General features: G+C 65.0%; 17 protein-coding genes and 2 pseudogenes. 4 read left to right on the top strand and 15 right to left on the bottom strand.

Going from position 1 to position 19,260, the window contains the following annotated elements:
• Positions 1–13: 13 nt before the first annotated feature.
• The 3 genes from OTER_RS08375 to OTER_RS08365 form a co-directional block, all read right to left on the bottom strand.
• A complete protein-coding gene (locus OTER_RS08375; RefSeq protein WP_012374474.1) occupies positions 14–463 on the bottom strand; it encodes a hypothetical protein in 450 nt (149 codons plus the stop codon).
• Positions 456–971, bottom strand: coding sequence for an RNA polymerase sigma factor (locus OTER_RS08370; protein WP_012374473.1), 516 nt, complete (start codon positions 969–971; stop codon positions 456–458). The genes OTER_RS08375 and OTER_RS08370 overlap by 8 nt, the downstream gene beginning before the upstream one ends.
• A 178-nt stretch (positions 972–1,149) precedes the next feature.
• Complete coding sequence (locus tag OTER_RS08365; protein ID WP_012374472.1) at positions 1,150–1,332, bottom strand: hypothetical protein; 183 nt, start codon at positions 1,330–1,332, stop codon at positions 1,150–1,152.
• Positions 1,333–1,444: 112 nt separating this feature from the next.
• On the opposite strand from OTER_RS08365, the gene OTER_RS08360 reads away from it, so the two are divergent.
• Complete coding sequence (locus OTER_RS08360) at positions 1,445–2,350, top strand: LysR family transcriptional regulator (protein WP_012374471.1); 906 nt, start codon at positions 1,445–1,447, stop codon at positions 2,348–2,350.
• 157 nt (positions 2,351–2,507) lie between these two features.
• A complete protein-coding gene (locus tag OTER_RS08355) occupies positions 2,508–5,066 on the top strand; it encodes a U32 family peptidase (protein WP_012374470.1) in 2,559 nt (852 codons plus the stop codon).
• Positions 5,067–5,077: 11 nt separating this feature from the next.
• Here the strand turns inward: OTER_RS08355 and OTER_RS08350 are convergent, their stop codons facing one another.
• The 7 genes and pseudogenes from OTER_RS08350 to OTER_RS08325 all read right to left on the bottom strand — a co-directional run bounded on the left by OTER_RS08350 (position 5,078) and on the right by OTER_RS08325 (position 9,659).
• On the bottom strand, positions 5,078–5,395 hold the full coding sequence (locus OTER_RS08350; protein ID WP_012374469.1) for a hypothetical protein: 318 nt from the start codon (positions 5,393–5,395) through the stop codon (positions 5,078–5,080).
• Positions 5,365–5,781, bottom strand: a complete 417-nt coding sequence (locus tag OTER_RS08345) for a phage holin family protein (protein ID WP_012374468.1) — start codon at positions 5,779–5,781, stop codon at positions 5,365–5,367. The genes OTER_RS08350 and OTER_RS08345 overlap by 31 nt, the downstream gene beginning before the upstream one ends.
• Entirely contained in the window at positions 5,774–6,088 is a 315-nt protein-coding gene (locus OTER_RS08340; protein ID WP_012374467.1) for a glycine zipper domain-containing protein, read from the bottom strand. Before OTER_RS08340 ends, OTER_RS08345 begins: the two co-directional genes overlap by 8 nt.
• Positions 6,089–6,138: 50 nt before the next feature.
• Positions 6,139–6,342, bottom strand: a complete 204-nt coding sequence (locus OTER_RS08335; RefSeq protein ID WP_158305391.1) for a DUF3185 family protein — start codon at positions 6,340–6,342, stop codon at positions 6,139–6,141.
• Between the two features lie 171 nt (positions 6,343–6,513).
• Positions 6,514–6,828: pseudogene (locus OTER_RS27045) on the bottom strand (sensor histidine kinase); the annotation flags it as partial.
• A gap of 168 nt (positions 6,829–6,996) precedes the next feature.
• Positions 6,997–7,803: pseudogene (locus OTER_RS27040) on the bottom strand (histidine kinase dimerization/phospho-acceptor domain-containing protein); the annotation flags it as partial.
• A 521-nt stretch (positions 7,804–8,324) separates the two neighbouring features.
• A complete protein-coding gene (locus OTER_RS08325; RefSeq protein WP_012374464.1) occupies positions 8,325–9,659 on the bottom strand; it encodes a sigma-54-dependent transcriptional regulator in 1,335 nt (444 codons plus the stop codon).
• Between the two features lie 472 nt (positions 9,660–10,131).
• On the opposite strand from OTER_RS08325, the gene OTER_RS08320 reads away from it, so the two are divergent.
• Positions 10,132–11,364: a nucleoside monophosphate kinase gene (locus OTER_RS08320; protein WP_012374463.1), complete on the top strand. Its 1,233-nt coding sequence runs from the start codon at positions 10,132–10,134 to the stop codon at positions 11,362–11,364.
• Here OTER_RS08320 and OTER_RS08315 read toward each other — a convergent pair.
• From OTER_RS08315 to OTER_RS08295, 5 genes are all read right to left on the bottom strand, one after another.
• Positions 11,361–11,747 carry a four helix bundle protein gene (locus OTER_RS08315; protein WP_012374462.1) on the bottom strand — a complete coding sequence of 129 codons (387 nt, stop codon included), beginning with the start codon at positions 11,745–11,747 and terminating at the stop codon, positions 11,361–11,363. The genes OTER_RS08320 and OTER_RS08315 overlap by 4 nt on opposite strands.
• Before the next feature lie 77 nt (positions 11,748–11,824).
• The gene (locus OTER_RS08310; RefSeq protein ID WP_012374461.1) at positions 11,825–13,051 is read right to left on the bottom strand and encodes an ABC transporter permease; all 1,227 of its coding nucleotides are present in this window, start codon (positions 13,049–13,051) and stop codon (positions 11,825–11,827) included.
• Positions 13,048–14,295, bottom strand: coding sequence for an ABC transporter permease (locus OTER_RS08305; protein WP_012374460.1), 1,248 nt, complete (start codon positions 14,293–14,295; stop codon positions 13,048–13,050). The genes OTER_RS08310 and OTER_RS08305 overlap by 4 nt, the downstream gene beginning before the upstream one ends.
• 16 nt (positions 14,296–14,311) lie before the next feature.
• A complete protein-coding gene (locus tag OTER_RS08300; protein ID WP_012374459.1) occupies positions 14,312–15,046 on the bottom strand; it encodes an ABC transporter ATP-binding protein in 735 nt (244 codons plus the stop codon).
• Positions 15,047–15,064: 18 nt separating this feature from the next.
• On the bottom strand, positions 15,065–16,402 hold the full coding sequence (locus tag OTER_RS08295) for an efflux RND transporter periplasmic adaptor subunit (protein ID WP_237702467.1): 1,338 nt from the start codon (positions 16,400–16,402) through the stop codon (positions 15,065–15,067).
• 529 nt (positions 16,403–16,931) lie between these two features.
• On the opposite strand from OTER_RS08295, the gene OTER_RS08290 reads away from it, so the two are divergent.
• Positions 16,932–19,088, top strand: coding sequence for a M3 family metallopeptidase (locus OTER_RS08290; protein WP_012374457.1), 2,157 nt, complete (start codon positions 16,932–16,934; stop codon positions 19,086–19,088).
• Positions 19,089–19,260 lie beyond the last annotated feature (172 nt).

Here is a 19,260-nt window from a genome sequence, read left to right as displayed (position 1 = left end):
AAAATCGGACGCCTTATTGGTACGAAACGGGAACCACCCGGATCTCCTCGCGTGGCAGCGTCCACGTCAGCGAGGCGTTCGTCGCGGGATTCCGCCACGTGATCGTGTCGACGTAGGATGCGCGGATCTGCCGCGCTGGCGTGCCGTCAGCGAACGTGAGGACGCCCTCCTCTTCGGAGCGCAATAGCACGTTCTCCGCCGCCACCGGCCGAAACACGTCCGCTGGCACTTGCGCCGCGGCCCCGGCGGGCGGCGAATCCAGTCGCCCGGCCGCGGGATCGGCTGACCACTGGCTCGCGGCGAGCGCGACGGCCGCAGCGATCGGCAGGGCCCACCACACGTAACGCACGTGATTCCGATTCGGCGCCAGTTCCTGGGCGATTGCCGTCCGCAACCGGTGCGACGGCGCTAACGGCATCAGCCCGCGGAGCTCGCTCTCCAGTTCTTGAAATGCGTCATCCATGGCAATCAGCAGCGGTCAAGTGCTCCTTGAGCGCTCCGAGCGCATAGCGGTAGCGCGAGGCCGCGGTGTTGGGCGAAAGGTCCAACTCCCGAGCGATCTCGGCGAAGGTGAGTTCGCCCCAGAGCTTGAGTACGAGGACCTCGCGCTGCTCGGCCGGCAGCTGTCGCAGCGCCGCTTCCACCGCGCGGGTGCGTTCATCGGCCTCAGCGCCAACGGCGAAGAACGGCGCGTCCCCACTTCCTTCCTGGCCATAGTGATCCTCGCGTTGCGCCCGCCGTGCGTCGCTCCGCGCACGATCCAATGCCGCGCGCCGCACCGACGTAAGCACCAGCGCAAAGGGATCTCCGCCCAAATGCCGCTGATGTTTCCAGTAGCGAACGAATCCTTCCTGAACCACGTCCTCGGCGTCCGCCAGCGAGGGCGTCCATTGCCGGGCGCACAGCAGCAGCCTGGAGCCGTGAAGCTGAAACCATTCTGCCCAAGACGTGTGGTCATCGACATCCTCCATGTGGGTGGAGCGCGTTGTTTTCCAATAGAGCGGCGCCGGCGGCCGGTTTTGTCTAAACGCAGGCAGAGAGTCCCGGCACGCGACCGCCTTGGCAACCTCCCTCCGGGCGGTGCGGGCACGAAAAAGGGGCCCGGTTGCCCGGGCCCCTTGTTATTAGGTGTTACGTCACTCAGCCGAATTAGCGGCCGAATACCCGTCGCCAGTTGATGCGGTATTCCACCGCGGTGACTGCGAGCAGCGCGAGAACGCTGCCGTAGGCAATCACGGTGTCGGCACCAACGGGGGAACGGAAAGAAAGCACGAAGGCGGCGAGGGCGACTGCGCCAAGGGTGGCCGCTAGGATCAGTTTGCTGTATTTCATGTGTGTTTGTCGTTGCTGGTCGGCTCCGTCAGGAACCGGTGCGACGGGATAATACGGCAAACCCTTCAATAGTTGAAATTGCGTTATCCTATCTGATCCATAGGATCCTCCTATGGAATTATACCAACTCCGCTACGCCGTGGCCGTGGCCGACACGGGAAACTTCACCCGGGCGGCGGAGCGGTGCAACGTGACTCAGCCGTCGCTAAGCCAACAGATTATAAATCTGGAAAAAGAGGTTGGCCACAAACTTTTCCACCGGCTCGGCCGGCGCGCCGTGCTCACCGAGGCGGGCGCCGTTTTCATCGAGCGGGCGCGGCAAATCGTCTACGACGTCGAGAACGCCGCCAAGGAACTCAGCGATCACCCCTCGCTGGATCGCCGAATCACGGTCGGCGCGATCCAGACGGTCGCCCCGTATTTGCTGCTGCCGATGATCGAGGTGTGCAAACGCGAGCTGCCGAACCTTCAGATCAACCTGATCGAGGACTTCCGGGTCGACTTGGTGCACGGCGTCGTCGAGGGCGACCTGGACCTGGCGATCGTCACACTGCCGGTGGACGATCCACGCGTGTCCGTTGAGCCGTTGATGACCGAGCCGCTGCTGCTGGTTGTCGGCAAAAATCACCCGTTTGCGACGCGAAAGGAAATTTCGATCAACGACCTCGCCGACGAGACCTTCGTCACGATGGGCGAATCCAGCACGCTCGCCGCCCAAATCCGCAGCTTCTTCGGCGGGCACAACTTCCAACCGAAGGTCGGCTATCGGTGCGCGCAAGTCGCTACGCTGAAGACTCTCGTCGCGATGGGACTGGCGATCTCGATCCTGCCCCGCGTCGACCAGGAAGAGAAAGACCGGGAGACGCTCACTTACCTGCGGCTGACCGGCAGCGCACCGACGCGCGAGCTCGTCGTCGTGCGTCACTTGCAGCGTTACCAGAGCCGTGGCGCCCAGCAATTCCTGCAACTGCTGCACGAACAGGTTCGGCTGAAGCAGCAGGAACCTTCTCTCGAGTAGGTTCGTCCGCTTCCTCGCGGCCGCCCAACTACGCATCGCGCACCAGATTCTGTCGCCGGTCGCTGCGGTTGCTTGCCCGCCCACCGCTGCTCGCACAGTTTCTCCGCCAATGTCCGTCGCCGCCGCGCCCTCTCCTTCCCTCGCCTCGCGTTCCGCTATGCGACCGGAACTGCTCGCGCCCGCCGGCGACTGGGAATGCGTTCGAGCCGCGGTCGAAAACGGCGCTGACGCGATCTATTTCGGGCTGGATCGATTCAACGCGCGGATGCGCGCGAAGAATTTCACCGAGGCCGACCTGCCATCGCTGATGGAGTTTCTGCATCGCCGCGGTGTGCGCGGCTACGTCACGTTCAACACGCTGGTATTCGCCAACGAGCTCGCCGAAGCGGAAGACTACGTGCGCACGATCATCGCCGCTGGCGTGGATGCGGCGATCGTCCAGGACGTCGGCATCTGCCGGCTGATCCGGCGGTTTTCGCCGGATTTCCCCATCCACTGCTCGACGCAGATGACGATCACCAGCGCGGCCGGGGTGGACTTTGCCCGCGAGCTTGGGGCGCAGCTCGTCGTACTGGCGCGCGAAAACTCGCTCGCCGACATCGCAAAAATCCGCGCGGTCGACGCGGCCTCGGCCCGCGGACCGATGCCGCTGGAGGTTTTTGTGCACGGCGCGCTCTGCGTCGCTTATTCCGGCCAGTGCCTGACCAGCGAGTCGCTCGGCGGTCGTTCCGCCAACCGCGGCGAGTGCGCGCAGGCGTGCCGGTTGCCCTACGATCTCATTGCCGACGGCCAGCAGGTGCCGCTCGGCGACCGCCGCTATTTACTCAGCCCACAGGATCTCGCCGGCATCGAGGTGTTGCCAGAGCTCGTGCGCGCCGGCGTCGCTTCGCTGAAAATCGAAGGCCGGCTCAAGTCCGCCGAATACGTCGCGAGCATCACGCGGGTTTATCGCGCCGCGCTCGATCGGATTTTCTCCGCAGCCGCGGCCCCGTCCGGCGCATCCTCGAACTCCGCCGCGGTGGATCCCTCCGCGCGCTACGAGCTCGAGATGACCTTCTCGCGCGGGCTGCAAACCGGCTGGTTTCGCGGCACGAACAACCAGGAACTGGTGCACGCGCGATTCGGCACCAAGCGCGGTGTATATCTCGGCGAAGTGGCGCGCGTCGCCCACGAATCCGTCGCCGTCCAGCTCACGGCTCCGTTGAAACCCGGCGACGGCGTGGTGTTCGATGCCGGTCAACCCGATCAGCGCGAGGAAGGCGGTCGCGTTTACCAAGTCGAAGCTGAACCCCATTCACGCCTGACCACGCTGCGGTTCGGCCGCGGCGATATCGACTGGCGGCGCGTGGCCCCGGGCCAGCGCGTGTGGAAGACCAACGATCCCGCGCTCGACCGCGAACTGCGGGCGACCTATGCCGGCGACAAGATCCGCCACCAGCGACCGATCACGATGGAGGTCCACGGCCACGCCGGCTCGCCGCTCACGATCGTCGCCCGCGATGGCGAGGGCCACGTGGTGCAGCTCGCCTCGGCGCTGCCACTCGCAGCCGCCGCGACGCAGCCGCTCACACGCGAACGATTGCACGAGCAGCTCGCGCGACTCGGCGGTACGCCGTTCAAGCTGGGCGAATTGCAGTCGCACCTCGAGGGCAACGTGATCCTGCCGGTCAGTGAATTGAATCGGCTGCGCCGCGAGCTCGTCACCGCGCTCGAGCACCTGCGCGCCCAACCGAAGCGCTGGACGTGGTCCGCCGCGGCGACCGCGGAGCCGCGGTCCTCCGTGAGCGCGATCTCAGCCCAGGTGGCAACGGAGCCACCTGCCGGCGCCGCTGAACTGATCGCCGTGATCCGGCTGCCGGAGCAACTCGAGCCGGCCTGGTCCGCCGGTGCGCGCACGATCTACGCCGAATTCGAAAACCCGAAACATTACCGCGACGCCGTCGCCCGCTTCCGCACGCTGCAGCTCGAAAATCCCCAATCGAAAATCGAAAATTCCAGCATCTGGGTCGCGGCTCCGCGGATTTTCAAACCGGGCGAAGAATGGATTCTCGCGCAGGTGCGCTCCTGCAACGCCGACGGCTACCTCATCCGCAACTACGACCATCTCGCGTTTTTCGCCGCGGACCGAAAACGCGGCGACTTCTCCCTCAACGTCGCGAATCCGCTGAGCGCCGAATATTTCCTCCACCGCTACGGCTTGGAACGCGTGACGGCGAGCTACGACCTCAATTTTACCCAGCTCGAAGCGTTGCTCCTGCGCGCGCCGCCCGCCTGGTTCGACCTCACGATTCACCAGCACATGCCCATGTTTCACATGGAGCATTGCGTGTTCTGCGCGTTCCTCTCGGACGGCAAGGACTATCGCGATTGCGGCCGGCCTTGCGACCGGCACCGGGTGACGCTGCGCGACCGCGTCGGCGCCGAACTTCCGCTGAAAGCGGACGCCGGCTGCCGCAATACCGTGTTCAACAACCGCGCGCAGACTGGTGCCGAGTATGTCGCGCGGTTGCTCGAACTCGGCGCGCGTCAGTTCCGGGTCGAGTTCGTCAATGAATCACCGGACGAAGTCGCGCGCACGGTCGACCGCTACGCCCGGCTCCTGCGCGGCGAGATCAGCGGCGCCGATCTCTGGCGCGAGCTCAAGCTGCTGAATCAGCTCGGCGTCACGCGCGGACAGATGGAGTCCGCCGCGCCGACCCTGCGTCGCAAGACCTGAGCGCCGCTTCGCTAGCTCACAGGCCTCGACGCCCGCGCCCAGCGCGCAACGCCCAACACCACCGGCATCCAGCGCCACGCCCCCTGCAGGAAGCGGATCCGCGCGCGCACGCGGGCCCGGCCTCGGAACAGCAGCAGCGCGAGCGGAATCGTCGCCAGCTTCACCACCGGCGAGACTCGTTTCCATTGCGCTCGCGCCCGGTCGATCAACGCAAGCGGACGGGCGATCTCCGTCGCGAACGACGCACAGTGCTCGCGCGTAAGCGCGATCTGCTGCTGCAACACGCGCTTGCGCTGCGTCAGTTCGTCCAAGTCCGCGGTGGAATACATGCGCGATCGGAGCGGAGTTCAGCCAGGCTGGCCTCGAACGGTTTCGGCAGTCGTTTCAAGCAGCGGCGCGCCGCCCATGCCGCCGCCACGGCAACGAACAGATAGACGAGCGTCAGCGTGATTAGCACCGGCAACCGCGCCGTCTCCCAGAAAAGGTAAACCGCGGTCACGCTCGCGAAGATCAAGCCAAGTCCGCCGGCAAAAACGGCGACGCTCAGCCAGATGAAAAGCTGCACAGCGCGCAGCTTTTCCTCGTGCAGCTCGAGGGCGAAGAGTTCCAGCCGTTGCTGCGCCGACGCGAACAGGCCGTCCGCGAGACCGCGGACTGCGTTCAACAGCCCGCCGCTCGTCGGCGCCGCGCCGTCGGCCATGCCGCGCTCAGTCATTGCGACGGATCAACACGCCCAAAAGCACTCCCACGCCCAGGGCGATCGCGAGCGCTTCGTAAGGATGCTGCCGAATCACCTGATCGGTGCTTTTCGCGCCGGCGACGACCTTGTCCCGGGCTTCACCGTAGGCGGAGGACGCTTTCGCCTGCAGCGACTCGAACTGCGCCCGCAGCTTGTTGAGTTTTTCCCCTCCGTGTCCGGAGACGGGTCCTTCCAGCATCGCTTCGGCCTCAGCCATCAGCCGGCTGATGTGCTCGACGATTTGCTCCGGGGTCTCAGTGGCGGTTCCAGAATCATTCTTCATCGTTTCGGTGGGTTGAGGGTTGGTTGCGCGACCGTCGACCGCCGGTGATTTCAGGTGATCGTTCGACGCAGCACCGCGAACAGACCCCAAATTATAGCAACGGCTCCCAATGCCAGCAACCATACAGATTTGGCTGAGGTGTCCGGCGCGCCCATCGCGGCGGCATTCGCCATGGCGAGTTCATGCGCCTGCCTGCCCTCGTAGAGCATCACCGCGCCAGCCAACAGCAGCCCTGAGCCCAAAAGCCGATTCATGACCGGAGCGTGCATTACGCGCCGTGCCAGTTCGCGGTCGGGCCACCAAACTGCTTGCGGTGCAGCCGCTACCCGCAGCGAGCAGGCCGTCGCGCGGCGAAGGCTAGCGCCGCGCCGCGCAACCTGCGCTCGTGCGCCCCCGACGTTCGCGGATTGCACGAGCCCGGTGCGTCAAACCGGCAGCAGGAAATGAAACTCCGCCCCGTGTCCTTCCTCGCTGCGGCACGCGATCGTGCCGCCGTGCGCCACCACAATTTCACGCGCGATCGCCAGCCCGAGCCCTGCGCCGGATTTCGTCTGCCCGGGGGCGCGATAGAATCGATCGAACACATGTGTCAACGCGTCCGCGGGAATCCCCGGTCCCTCATCGTGCACGGCGAAGCGCACGAAGCCCGGATCGGCCTTCGCTGCGCTCAACCGGATCGTCGCTCCTTCCGGGGAAAACTTTGCCGCGTTGGCCAACAGGTTGATGAACACATGGCGCAACCGGTCGACATCGACGTGCAGCCGGGTGGCCTCGACCTCCGGCGCACACTGCACCTCCAGCCGCTGGCCTGCCGCCGTGAAGAGCCCGCGCGCCTCCGCCGTGATGGCCGCGAGCAACTCGCCAATGCCGATCTCTCGCCGTTGCAACGCCGTCGCGCCCGCCTCCAACCGCGCTAGATCGAGCAGATTATCCAGAATGCGCAGCAGCCGGTCCGCATCGTCGCGCGCGCCTTCGAGCAGTTCGCGCTGCGGCGCGGTCAACGTGCCTATCTGCTGCTCCAGCAAAAGATAGACCGCCATCCGCAGCCCGGTGAGCGGCGTCTTCAGCTCGTGGCTCACCGTGCCGACCAGGTTGGTCTTCGCGTCGTCGAGCAGCCGGAACTTGGTGACGTCCTGCAGCACCACGGCCGCACCTTTGAACTCCGTCAACGCGTCGCCAATGGCCAGGATGCGCGGCAGGTAGTGACGATCCTCGCGGTCGACGCGCAACGTCACCACGCGTCCGTAGTCGGTGGGCAAGTAGTGCTCGCCGCGGGCGAGCACGTCCGCCAGCGGTTCGGCGATCGCCGGCGGAAAACCCTGCGCGAAGTCAGCCGTGGCCGCGAGTTGGTCCGCCGCCGGATTGCGCACCTCCTGCGTGCCGTCGCGCGCCACGACGAACACGGGATCGGGCGTGGAGGTCAGCGTCGCCTCCATCGTGCGCTGCGTGCGCAACACCTTCGCCATCGTAGCGTCGCGATAGGCGCGAAGTTTCACCGCCATCTGATTGAATGCGCGGCCGAGTTGGCCGAGCTCGTCGCGCGATTCCGCGGGCACATCGCGTTCGAGTTCGCCTTCGCCGACCGCCACGGCGGAGGCGGTGAGCGCCTTGATCGGCTTGAGCAACGCCGCCGCCAATCGCCACGCGACGAGCAACGAGAGCACGAACGCCACGATGATCGCCGTGAACAGCACGCGTTCGGTCGTCGCCTGCATCTGCTCGGCCCGCGCGGCGGTCTGCTGCGCGGCGGCGAAGTCGCGGCCGTTCAACTCTTCAATCGCGGCCAGCGTCCGGTACAGCGCCCGCTCGTGCGCCTGCACCACTTCGAGCCGCCCGGCTCCGCCGGCCTGCAGCAGGGCCTCGCCGCGCGTGGCGACCTCGGTAAAAGCGTCGTCCAAGCGCTCGATGAAAGCCGCCCGCGGCGTGCCGGCGGAGCGCGCCGACTGCTCCATCAACTCTCGGGTGAAGGCGGCGCGTTGTTCCTCGAATTCCTGTTGCGCAGCGAGCGGCTCGCCGCGGCGCGCGAGCGAAACCGCGGAGGTCATCAGCCGCACCGACGCGCGCATCTGCTGGCACGCGAGGATGTCGCGATAGTTGCCGATCAGGTCGCGTTGCAGCGAGCCTGCCAGCTCGCGCGTGACGTAAATCGCGTAACCGCCGGAGCCGACCACCAACAGCAGCAGCGGCAGCAAGCCGAGATAGAGGCGGGTGCGCAGCATGGAGACGGCCGTGCGCCTCAGAGCAGACCGAGCTTCTGGCGCTTGCGATAGAGCGTGGCCGGATCGATGCCCAAGGTGCGCGCGGCTTCCTCCAAGTTGCGTGCCGTCGCCAACACCCGCCGGATGTGCTCGGCCTCCAGCGCATCGATCGTCACCGGCGCGCCGACCGCGACAGTCGGGCTCACCTGCGCGCCCAGCTCCTCGGGGAGATCGTGGAGCTCGATGATCTCGCCCGACGTCAGGATCACCGCACGCTCGATCACGTTGCGGAGTTCGCGCAGGTTGCCCGGCCAGCGATACGCCGCGAACGCCGCCAGCACCGGCGGCGCGAACCGGGAGATGCGCTTGCCCATGCGCGCGGCGAAAAACTTCCGGTAATCCTCCGCGAACCGCAGCAGATCGCTGGGCCGCTCGCTCAAGCCCGGCAGCGTTACCGTGATCACGTTCAAGCGGTAAAACAGATCCTCGCGGAACCGGCCGGCCTTCATCTCGGCGGCGAGGTCGCGGTTGGTGGCGGCGATCACGCGCACGTTGGCGTGTCGCGGCCGCGGATCGCCAACACGCTCATACTCCCGTTCCTGGAGCAGCCGGAGCAGCTTGGGTTGGATTTCCAGCGGCAGCTCGCCGATCTCGTCGAGAAAAAGCGTGCCGCCGTCAGCGGCGGCGACCTTGCCCACGGCATCCGCGACGGCGCTCGTGAACGCGCCTTTCACGTGACCGAACAATTCGCTCTCGAGCAGCTCGCGCGACAGGCTCGGACAATTCACCGTCACGAACGCCGCGTCGCGCTGCGCGCTGCGGCGATGGATTTCCCGCGCCAGCACGCTCTTGCCCGTGCCGCTCGGTCCCAGGATCAGGATGGTCGCGGGCGTCTCCGCACCCTTGAACGCAATCTCCAGCGCCCGCTGCACCGGCGGTTCGGCGGATTCGAGGTCCACCGGCGGCGACGCGTCGGCCAGCTGCGTTTCCAGCGACGCGAGCCGACTCTCGAGCGCCCGGTTCTTCTCGATCTTCGCGAGCACTCCGCGGATCTGATCCGGCGTGAACGGCTTCGGAATGAAATCAAACGCGCCGCGTCGCATCGCCTCGACGGCGGTCGCGACGTTCGCGTACGCAGTGAACATCACCACCGCGATCTGCGGCTGCGCCTTGAGCAGCTTCGACAGCAGATCCAGTCCATCCTCCGCGCCCAGCTTGAGATCGACGAACGCGGCATCGAAGGAAGTTTCCTCGAGCAGCTTGAGCGCTCGGGCTCCGCTCGCCGCTTCGGTGACTGCGTGGCCCGTGGTCTCGACGGCGATGCGCGTGGTCCGTCGAATGCTCGCTTCATCGTCCACGATCAGAACACGCATCCGGCAAACTGATGAAGTCGCGCAGGTTTCGCCAATGCCAAAAACAAGGCGGGGCCGCTTGCGCGACCCCGCCAGGTCCAGCTTCAACTCACTGTCCCGCAAGCCAAGGGCCTGCGAGCAGTGTCGGAAAAAACGACAACCGCACCTTAGCGGTGTTCCGTCCGGTCTCACGCGGTTGTGCCGGGGAATTTCCCGCGTTTGTCGCGGTTCAAAAGCTTCACGCGCGATCTCGTCCGCGACCGACGCTCCCGCGCCTTACGGAACTCGCTCCCACAGAACGCGAAGTTTCCGCGCGCTCCACGGGTCCGCCGACGCCGGAGCTCGCGACGTGTCGGATGCGTCCGGGAAATAGGCGAAAAAACCCGGGCCCGCCACGATGGTCCATTCAGTAGGTTCCCCTACTCTCGTCGGCGTCATTCTTGTGTCGAGTATCGGACCCAAAGCGTCTAAGCCCTGCCGCCTCCAGATTCTCATGTCCAACTCCCGCTATGTTGCCCCTTCGGCGCAGGCCTCGGCCTCAAGCCCCACCGCCGGCAAAATCACCGATCTCGAGATCAAGGACGCGCAGCTGATCTTCGGCGCCGCCTGGGAAGCGTTGGAGGCGGAGTTCGGCCGCGAAAACCTTCGCTTTCCCAAGGAGATCCTCCTGCTCGGCGGCGCGCCCGGTGCGGGTAAGGGCACCAACACGGCATTCATCGCCAAAGCGCGCGGGCTCACCTGTCCCCCAATCGTGATGAGCGCGCTGCTGGACTCGCCGGAGGCGCGGCGACTGAAGGATGCGGGCAACATGGTCGGCGATCGCGAGGTGGTCAGCCTGCTGTTGCGCGAGCTGATGAAGCCGATCTACCGCGACGGCGTGATCCTCGACGGCTTTCCGCGGACGCGCGTGCAGGTCGAGTGTTTGAAGATGCTGGTCGACAAGATGCACGCGCTGCGGCGCGAGTTCTTCAACACACCGCTCAGCATTCATTTTCGGCAGCCGACGGTGCACATCATGGTACTGTTCGTCGACGAGAAGGAATCGATCGCGCGCCAGCTCAAGCGCGGCCGGCAGACGATCGAACACAACGAGGAGGTGAAGCGCACCGGCGTCGGCGAGCTCTGGGAGGACCGGCCGACCGATCACGACGAGATGCTCGCGCAGCGGCGCTACCGGGTCTTCAAGGAGCAGACTTGGGATGCGCTGCAGTCACTGAAGGAGATCTTCCACTACCACTTCATCAACGCGCAGGGCCCGATCGGCGAGGTCGAGCAGAACATCGTCAAGGAGCTTGAATACCAGAGCACGCTCGAGCTCGACCCGCGCACGGTCGACCGGCTGCGGATTCTGCCGGTGGCGAGCGAGATCATCGTCCACTCGCGCCAGGAACTGGTGAAGCGGCTCGATAGCTACGAGTTTGGCCAGCCAGAACTTTTCTCGCAGGTCGTCGGCTTTGTGGCGCGGAAGATCATGCCGGTCGTGCTGCGCCACTCGATTTCGGGCGTGGCCTTGTTCAACACGCAGGAACCGCTCCTGGAGGATCCGACGGCGCTGGCCATGTTGATCGACGTGTTTTCCGAGCGTGGCTACCACGCCGTCGTCGACATTCATCGAATCGAGATTCCCGAAAAGTTCGATCTGCAGACCGGCCAGATCACCTGCCGCGTAAAGAAGGTCTTCCGGATCCAGATCCGGTTCCAAGGCTCCGAGATCCGCCGCGGCTAGACGGATTTTCGATTCTCGAATTTCGATTTTGGATTGCGGGTCAGAAGTGTCTTGCGCGACGCGACCATGATGGCCGTGAGCTCCGACGCTTCCTGACGCAATGCCTCCGTCTGCGCCGCCGGAATCAGCTTGGCCTCCGGGATCATCTCCAGCCAAAAGGCGGATTCATCGGCCTCTTCTTCAACCACCCCCAGCTTGGCGATCATGTCGGCCCTCGACCTAGCTCGACACACAGCACGGTAATTGGCTCCGACTGAGGTTCCCGATCGACCGAGTTGATTCGCAATGATCCTGCCCGACCGCTTTTCCGGGAGAGCATCGATCAGCTTCAGAATCCGAAGAGCAAAGCTCTTCGTGCGCGCTTTCATTTCGTTTTCGTTCATGGCGGAAGGGATACCGCTGACGGCCACGTCGAAACGACGGCCAATCGAAAATCGAAATTCTAGAATCGAAAATCCGCTTATTCGTATCTCAGCGCCTCGATCGGGTCGAGCCGCGCCGCTTTCCACGCGGGATAGAAACCGAAGCCGACGCCGATCGCGGAGCAGACGAGCATCCCAATCATCGCCCAGCCCCAAGGGAACACGGACACCGCGTTCAACAGCTTCGCGGCGATGTTGCCGCCGATCACGCCGGCCAGAATTCCCGCCAGGCCCCCGACCATCGACAGCGTCACCGCCTCGAGCAGGAACTGGCTCAGGATATTGTGCTGCTTGGCCCCGATGCTCTTGCGAATGCCAATCTCCTTCGTGCGCTCCGTTACGCTGACCAGCATGATGTTCATCACGCCCACGCCCGACGCCAGCAGCGCGATCGCGCTGATCACGAAGGCGCCCGTGGCCACGATGCTCGCCACCTTGTTGAAAGACTCAATCAGGGTCTCGTTGGAAAACACCTCAAAGTCGTTCGGATCCTCGGGTTTCAGCCCGCGGACCAATCGCATCACGCCGATCGCCGCGTCCTGCGTCGCCGCCAGCGCCGCCTGGCTGGGCGCCTGCACATTGATGCCGATCGAGCGGCGGTTCCGGCCGTAGGCCTCGAGAAAAGCAGTGATCGGCACCAACGCCACATTGTCCTGGCTCTGGCCGAACGACGTGCCTTTCGGCGCCAGGGTGCCGATGACGGTGTAGTTCTGCCCGTCGATCCGCACCACCCGGCCCAACGGATCCTCGCCGGAGAAAAGTTTATTCAGAATATCGGCGCCCAGCACGACCACCGCGCGACCAAACTCCACGTCGTCCGGCCCGACGTTCCGACCGGTCGCGATATCGAAGTTCCGACTGACGATCAGATTCTCGTCGCCACCGGCGAGCCCGACGTTCGGGTTTGTACGCCGTTCGCCATAGGTCACCCGCCGGCCGCGGCGAAACGTCGACAGGCTCACGGTGGCGTCGTCGCCCATCAGGTCCTTGAAGCGGGCCGCCTGCGCGTAAACGATGTCGCGGCGATTGGCGAAACGCTGGTGCGGATCGCTGAAGTTGATCGCGGGATATTTTGTGAACTGAAAGCTGTTCGCGCCGAGCACGTTCAATCCGTTCTCGATGTTGGTGCGCAGCCCCGTGATCACGGTCATCACGCCGATGACCGAGAACACGCCCACCGCGATGCCGAGCATGGTGAGCCCGGACCGCAGCTTGTTCGCGGCCAACGACGAGAGAGCGAGTTTGAAGATCTCAGCGAAAATCATTCGTAGCGCAGCGCCTCCACCGGATCGAGTTTGCTAGCCTGCCAGGCGGGCGCAAAGCCACTGAAGACGCCCGTGAGCACCGAGATCGTGATACCGGTCACCACCAAGCCGGCCGAGAACACCAGCGGGAACGAGGGCGCGACCGCCCCCACGAGCACGGACATTCCGTAGGCGAGCAACAGTCCGGCCGTGCCACCGACGAAGCAGATCGACGTCGCCTCGATGAGAAACTGCAGCAGGATCGTCCGGCGGCGGGCGCCCAGCGCCTTGCGTGTACCGATCTCCTTCGTGCGCTCCTTCACGCTCACGTAGGTGATGTTCATGATCCCGATCGCGCCCACGAAAAGCGCCAGCCCGGTGATGAACAGCCCCGCCATCGCGATGCCGTTTTTAATCGGATCGAGCTGCTTCCGGATCGTGCCCTGCTCGTTGAGCTCGAAATCGTCGCGCTGCTCCGGCCCGAGCTGCCGCAGCCGGCGCATCAGCCCGCGGAGCTCATCGCGCGCCGCTTCCATCCGCGTCGCGTCGACCTGCACGCGGATCTCGTTGTCATCATTGAGCCGGAAATAACGCCGATACGTCGTGAGCGGCATGGCCAGCATCGAGTCCCAGCTGAACAGCCCGAGGAAACTTCCCTGCCGCGCCGCCACCCCGATCACGCGGAAATTCTGATCGCGAATCCGCACGGTCTGGCCAAGCGCGGACTCGTTGGCGAACAACGCATCCGCCACGTCGTAGCCGATGATCGCCACGTTCGAACCGGCCTGCGCCTCGAACTCGCTGAAGAACCGCCCTTCCTTCATCTCCGACCGGGCGATGCGCACGTAGTCCGCCGTCGTGCCCATCGTCCAGATGTTGTTCACCCGGTATTCGCCGCGGATCACGTTCGTGCCGCGGTTGGCCACGGGGACGGCGAGCCGGATCGCGCTGTTCGGCTGCGTCGCAATCCAGTCGTTGATCTGACGCGCATATTCAAACCGGATTGGCCGGCGGTTGCGGTAGTTCCACCAGTCGTCGATTTCGTGCCACGGCCACTTCGTCACATACAGCACGTCGTCGCCGAACCCGGAAAAGCTGCGATCGACGCCGACGTCGATGCCCTTGATGGCCGTGCCCATCAGCGTCACAGCCACGATGCCAATGATCACGCCGAGCGCGGTGAGCGCCGAGCGCATCTTGTTCGCCCAGATCTGCGTGAACGCGATCCGCAGCGACTCGAACAATTCGTAAACCAGGCGTCTCATGGACTAGCGGCCGGCTTCAGGCGGCGGCGTCGCTCTCGACGAGCCCGTCGCGCAACCGCACGATCCGGCGCGCGTGCCGGGCGATGTCTTCCTCGTGAGTGACCACGATGATGGTGTTGCCCTGCTCATAGAGCTGTTCGAACAGCGCCATGATTTCCACGCCGGTCTTGCTGTCCAGATTTCCGGTCGGTTCGTCGGCCAGGATGATCGACGGACGCGTGACCAGCGCCCGGGCAATGGCCACGCGTTGCCGCTGGCCGCCGGAGAGCTCGTTCGGCCGGTGATGGATCCGGTCGCCCAGCCCAACATGTTCAAGCGCCTCGCGCGCCCGCTCGATGCGGGTGTGCTTCGGCACGCCCGCGTAGATCAGCGGCAGCTCGACGTTGTGCAGCGCGTTCGAGCGCGGCAGCAGGTTGAACGTCTGGAACACGAAGCCGATCTCCCGGTTGCGGATCTCGGCCAGTTCGTTGTCGTCCATGTGCGCGACGTTCTTGCCGTTGAAATCGTAGCGGCCCGCCGTCGGCGTATCCAGGCAGCCGAGCATGTTCATCAGCGTCGACTTGCCGGAACCGGACGGGCCCATGATCGCCAGATACTCGTTGCGCCGGATCGACAGGCGCACGCCACGGAGCGCGTGAATGGTCTCCGCGCCCATCCGGTAAAGCTTCGTGACGCCCTCGATCTCGATCACGACCGCGCCCGGCGGCCGGACCACGCGCGATTCGAGGGCAGGTGCAGGGAGAGGTGTCATGACAGGCGGCGGAGCATCCTACTTTTTGGCCTCGGTTTTCGCGGCCTTGTCGGCGCCCGCCGCCGGCTTCGGCTTGTCGAGGCGGATCTTCGCGCCGTCCTTGAGCGTGCGCGTGATCGTGCTGAACGGCCCGGTCACCACCTCGTCGCCTTCCTTCAGCCCGGACTTGATCTCCATGTGCGTCGTGTCCGCGATGCCCGTTTCGACCGACACCATCTTCACCGTGTCGCCGGTGCGCAGGAACACCACCCGCTGCAGCCCTTCGCGGTCGGTGCGCTCGCGGTCGCGCTGCTGCTTTTCGTTGACCGCGGTCGCGGCGCCGTCGCCCTGCGTCTCCTTGGCCTTCTTCTCGCGATCGGCACTCAGCTCGTCGATGGTCTTGTTGCCCTCACGGCTGCGCACGGTGACTGATTGAATCGGCACCGCGACGACGTTCTCGACCGTCTTGGTCTCGATGTCGACGTTGGCGCTCATGCCGGGCCGGATGCTCACGTCCTTGTCCCCGACGCGGACCTTCACGAGGAAATTGGTGATCTCCTCCTGCGTGTTGAGCCCTTGGGTTTTCGCCGCCGAGGAAATCTCCTTCACCGTGCCCACGAACTTGCGGCCCGGATAGGCGTCGATCGTGATCCGCGCCTTGTCGCCGATCTTCACGTTGACGACGTCGTTTTCATTCACGTTCACCCGCGCCTCCATGTCGTTGAGGTTGGCGACGCGCATGACCTCGGTGCCGGCAAAGCTGCCCGTGGCGACCACGCGCTCGCCAATCTCACTGGTGAGCGAGCTGATGGTGCCGTCCATCGGCGCGTAAATCGTCGTCTTCGAGAGCAGCTCGCGCGACTGGTTGAGCAGGCCTTCCGTGCGGCGAATCTGCGCCAGCGCGTTGTCGTAGTTGGCCTGGGCCACCTCGAGTGACGTGCGGATCGCGGTGAAATCGGAATCGGAGATCAGCTGCTTCTTGAACAAGTCGTCGCTGCGTTTGAAGTCCTCCTCGGCTTTGAGCAGTTGGGCCTTGCTCTGCACCGCGGTGGCTTTGGCGGCCGTGAGATTCGCCTCCTGCTGCTCGACTTGGTAAACGTAGTTGTCCGGCTTGATCCGCACGAGCAGGTCGCCCTTTTTCACCACCGCGCCTTCGCGCAGCGGCAACTCGATGATTTCACCGGAGACCTCGGGCGAGATCTTAACCTCGACTTCGGGCTGGATCTTGCCGGTCGCGTTCACGAGCTGCGTGATCGTCTTCACGACGGCCTTCTCGGTCACGACGAGCGCGCCCTGCTGCCGATTGGCACTGGCGAACTTGGCGGCAACGCCGAGGCCGATGATGAGCACGACCGCAGCGAGGATAATCCATTTCATGCGCGACTTCTTGCGCGGGGCCGCAGACGCAGGTTGGGAGGCGGGGAGAGCCGAGGTCATGGGTCAGGTAGGAGCTAGAAAAAGGAAGGCTCGGAAATCACCGGCGCCTTGGCAAGCGGCGGGCGTGTCCGCCGTAGAAAACATGTGGAGGGGCCCACAACGACCCCTCCACACCACACAACTGATTGCTACGAACGATAGGAACAAACATGTCGCGTCCCGCCGAACCCGCGCGGAGGCGATCGCCGGCCCGCGACGAGAGTACCTCGCCGGAGGGCTGGAAGGTCGATCCGCTGGCTTCGAAGAACGCCGACATGGCGCGACAACACGGGCTCGGGTCGCAAAGTTACACGTTAATTGGATGAGCGGCCCGCGCGACGGATGGGCGGGACCGAGGCGCAGCTCGCTTTCCCGATACGTGGCACGGGCGTTTCACGCGTGGGTTTGCCGGAAATCGAGATACCCCGGCGCGACCGCTCGCGGGCCGGCGGATTCTTGCAACCGGAACGAGGCCTGCCACCTTGGCCCAATGCGTCATATCCCCCCGTTCGTGGTTCCGCGCCTGCTGCTGTCCGCGCCGGCGCTTTTCTGTTTCGCCGCCAGCCTCGGCGCGACCGATGCCGTCCCGGCCAATCCGCTGTTCACTGCCAGCTCACTCCCCTACCAGCTACCGCCATTCGATCAGCTGAGGGACGAGCATTTCGCACCCGCATTCGAACGCGGCATGACGGAGCAACTCGCCGAAGTCGACGCGGTCGCGCGCAACCCCGAAGCGCCCACCTTCGCCAACACGATCATCCCGCTGGAACGCTCGGGCGTGCTGCTGACCCGCGTTAACAACGTCTTCTCCAACCTTTCCGCCGCAAACACCAATCCCGCCATCCAGGAAGTCGAAGCCGCCATGGCGCCGAAGCTCGCCGCACATCGCGACGCGATCCGGCTCAACGGTCCGCTCTTCGCCCGGATCAAGGCCGTCTATGAGAAGCGCGACGCGCTCGATCTCGACGCCGAGTCGAAACGCGTCGTCGAGCGCTACTATCGCGACTTCGTTCGCGCGGGCGCGAACCTCTCCGATGCGGAAAAGAACCGGCTGAAGGCGTTCAATTCCGAGATTGCTGTGCTCGAAACGAATTTCGCCCAGAACGTCCTGAAGGAGAAAAACGCCGACTCGGTGGTGCTCGAGGATCGCGCGCTGCTCGACGGCTTCACTGAAGCCGAGGTTGCCGCCGCCGCGGACGCGGCGAAGGAGGATGGTCACCCCGGCAAGTACGTGCTGCGCCTGCTCAACACGACCGGCCAGCCGCCGCTCGCGTCGCTGACGAATCGCGCCGTGCGCGAGCAGTTGATGCAGGCGTCGCTGCGCCGCGGCAGCCACGGTGGGGCCTTCGACAACCGGGCCTTGGTCGCGAAGCTGGTCCGACTGCGCGCCGAGCGCGCCGCGTTGCTCGGGTTTCCGAATCACGCCGCCTATCAGCTCGAGGAGCAAACCGCCAAAAACATCGGCAACGTGAACAAGCTGCTCGCCGATCTCGCGCAGCCCGCGGTCGCCAACGCCCGGCGCGAAGCCGCCGACATGCAGGCGCTGGTGGATCAGGCGGGCGGCGGCTTCCAGATCGGCGCCGCCGACTGGGCGTTCTACTCCGAGAAGGTTCGTCAGGCGCGCTATAATTTCGACGAATCGAAGCTGAAGCCGTACTTCGAGCTCAACCGCGTGCTGATCGACGGCGTGTTCTACGCGGCCACGCAACTCTACGGTGTCACGTTCAAGGAACGTCACGATCTGCCGGTCTATCATCCCGACGTGCGCGTGTTCGAGGTGTTCGATGCCAACGGCGCGCCGCTGGCGCTGTTCCTGTTCGACCCATTCGCCCGCCCCTCGAAACGCGGCGGCGCGTGGATGAACGAATATGTGTCGCAGTCGGGGCTGTTCGGCTTGAAGCCCGTCGTCGGCAATCACCACAACATCCCGAAGCCGCAGGCCGGCGCGCCCGTGTTGCTCACGTTCGACGAGGTCATCACCGCGTTCCACGAGTTTGGCCACGCGCTGCACGGTATGCTCTCGAACGTGCACTACCCGCGGTTCAGCGGCACCGACGTGCCCCGCGATTTCGTGGAGTTCCCGTCTCAAGTGAACGAAATGTGGGCGACCTGGCCCGAGGTGCTGAAGCACTACGCGCGACACTATCAGACAGGTGAGCCGATGCCGCTGGAGCTGGTGGACAAGGTGGTCGCCACGCAAAAGTTCAACCAGGGTTACGCCACAACCGAATACCTCGCTGCGTCGCTGCTCGACCAGGCGTGGCACCAGCGGCCCGCCGCCGAGCTGCCGTCCGCCGAGCAGGTGGTCGCCTTCGAAGCGGACGCGCTGCGCGCCGCCGGCGTGGACTTCGCACCCGTGCCGCCGCGCTATCGGACGACATATTTCTCCCACGTTTTCTCGAGCAACGATTACTCTGCTGGCTACTACTCCTACATCTGGAGCGAGGTGCTCGATGCCGACACGGTGGAGTGGTTCAAGCAGAACGGCGGACTGAAGCGCGAAAACGGCGACCGCTTCCGCCAGTTGCTGCTCTCGCGCGGCGGCTCCGAAGACGCGCTCGACATGTTCCGCAAGTTCATCGGCCGCGATCCGTACGTCGAACCGCTCTTGGAACGCCGCGGGCTCAAGGCGCCAGCCGCGCCTTAAGCGCCCCTTGAAGGGCGGGGCCCACCTGGCCCCGCCGGGCCCACTCCGTACGAGCTCTCGCAAGCGGCAAGGCAGTCGCTCGTGCCAGCCGCACCTACGGCCAAATGTCGTTGGCGATCCCCGGTCCGAGCGCTCGGCGCGCTTGACCGTGCGACGTGCCGTAACGCGCCGC

The sequence above is a fragment of the Opitutus terrae PB90-1 genome (genome assembly GCF_000019965.1).
Lineage (GTDB): Bacteria > Verrucomicrobiota > Verrucomicrobiia > Opitutales > Opitutaceae > Opitutus > Opitutus terrae.
The sequence above is the reverse complement of the archived record's forward strand: the minus strand, read 5'-3'. Positions and strand labels throughout refer to the sequence as shown.

Coding starts and splice junctions, on each gene's coding strand:
- OTER_RS08305 (WP_012374460.1), bottom strand. CDS start 14,295: ATGAGACGCCTGGTTTACGAATTGTTCGAGTCGCTGCGGATCGCGTTC.
- OTER_RS08345 (WP_012374468.1), bottom strand. CDS start 5,781: ATGACTGAGCGCGGCATGGCCGACGGCGCGGCGCCGACGAGCGGCGGG.
- OTER_RS08365 (WP_012374472.1), bottom strand. CDS start 1,332: ATGAAATACAGCAAACTGATCCTAGCGGCCACCCTTGGCGCAGTCGCC.
- OTER_RS08295 (WP_237702467.1), bottom strand. CDS start 16,402: ATGAAATGGATTATCCTCGCTGCGGTCGTGCTCATCATCGGCCTCGGC.
- OTER_RS08340 (WP_012374467.1), bottom strand. CDS start 6,088: ATGAAGAATGATTCTGGAACCGCCACTGAGACCCCGGAGCAAATCGTC.
- OTER_RS08360 (WP_012374471.1), top strand. CDS start 1,445: ATGGAATTATACCAACTCCGCTACGCCGTGGCCGTGGCCGACACGGGA.
- OTER_RS08355 (WP_012374470.1), top strand. CDS start 2,508: ATGCGACCGGAACTGCTCGCGCCCGCCGGCGACTGGGAATGCGTTCGA.
- OTER_RS08315 (WP_012374462.1), bottom strand. CDS start 11,747: ATGAACGAAAACGAAATGAAAGCGCGCACGAAGAGCTTTGCTCTTCGG.
- OTER_RS08290 (WP_012374457.1), top strand. CDS start 16,932: ATGCGTCATATCCCCCCGTTCGTGGTTCCGCGCCTGCTGCTGTCCGCG.
- OTER_RS08300 (WP_012374459.1), bottom strand. CDS start 15,046: ATGACACCTCTCCCTGCACCTGCCCTCGAATCGCGCGTGGTCCGGCCG.
- OTER_RS08370 (WP_012374473.1), bottom strand. CDS start 971: ATGGAGGATGTCGATGACCACACGTCTTGGGCAGAATGGTTTCAGCTT.
- OTER_RS08320 (WP_012374463.1), top strand. CDS start 10,132: ATGTCCAACTCCCGCTATGTTGCCCCTTCGGCGCAGGCCTCGGCCTCA.
- OTER_RS08310 (WP_012374461.1), bottom strand. CDS start 13,051: ATGATTTTCGCTGAGATCTTCAAACTCGCTCTCTCGTCGTTGGCCGCG.
- OTER_RS08335 (WP_158305391.1), bottom strand. CDS start 6,342: ATGAATCGGCTTTTGGGCTCAGGGCTGCTGTTGGCTGGCGCGGTGATG.
- OTER_RS08325 (WP_012374464.1), bottom strand. CDS start 9,659: ATGCGTGTTCTGATCGTGGACGATGAAGCGAGCATTCGACGGACCACG.
- OTER_RS08350 (WP_012374469.1), bottom strand. CDS start 5,395: ATGTATTCCACCGCGGACTTGGACGAACTGACGCAGCGCAAGCGCGTG.
- OTER_RS08375 (WP_012374474.1), bottom strand. CDS start 463: ATGGATGACGCATTTCAAGAACTGGAGAGCGAGCTCCGCGGGCTGATG.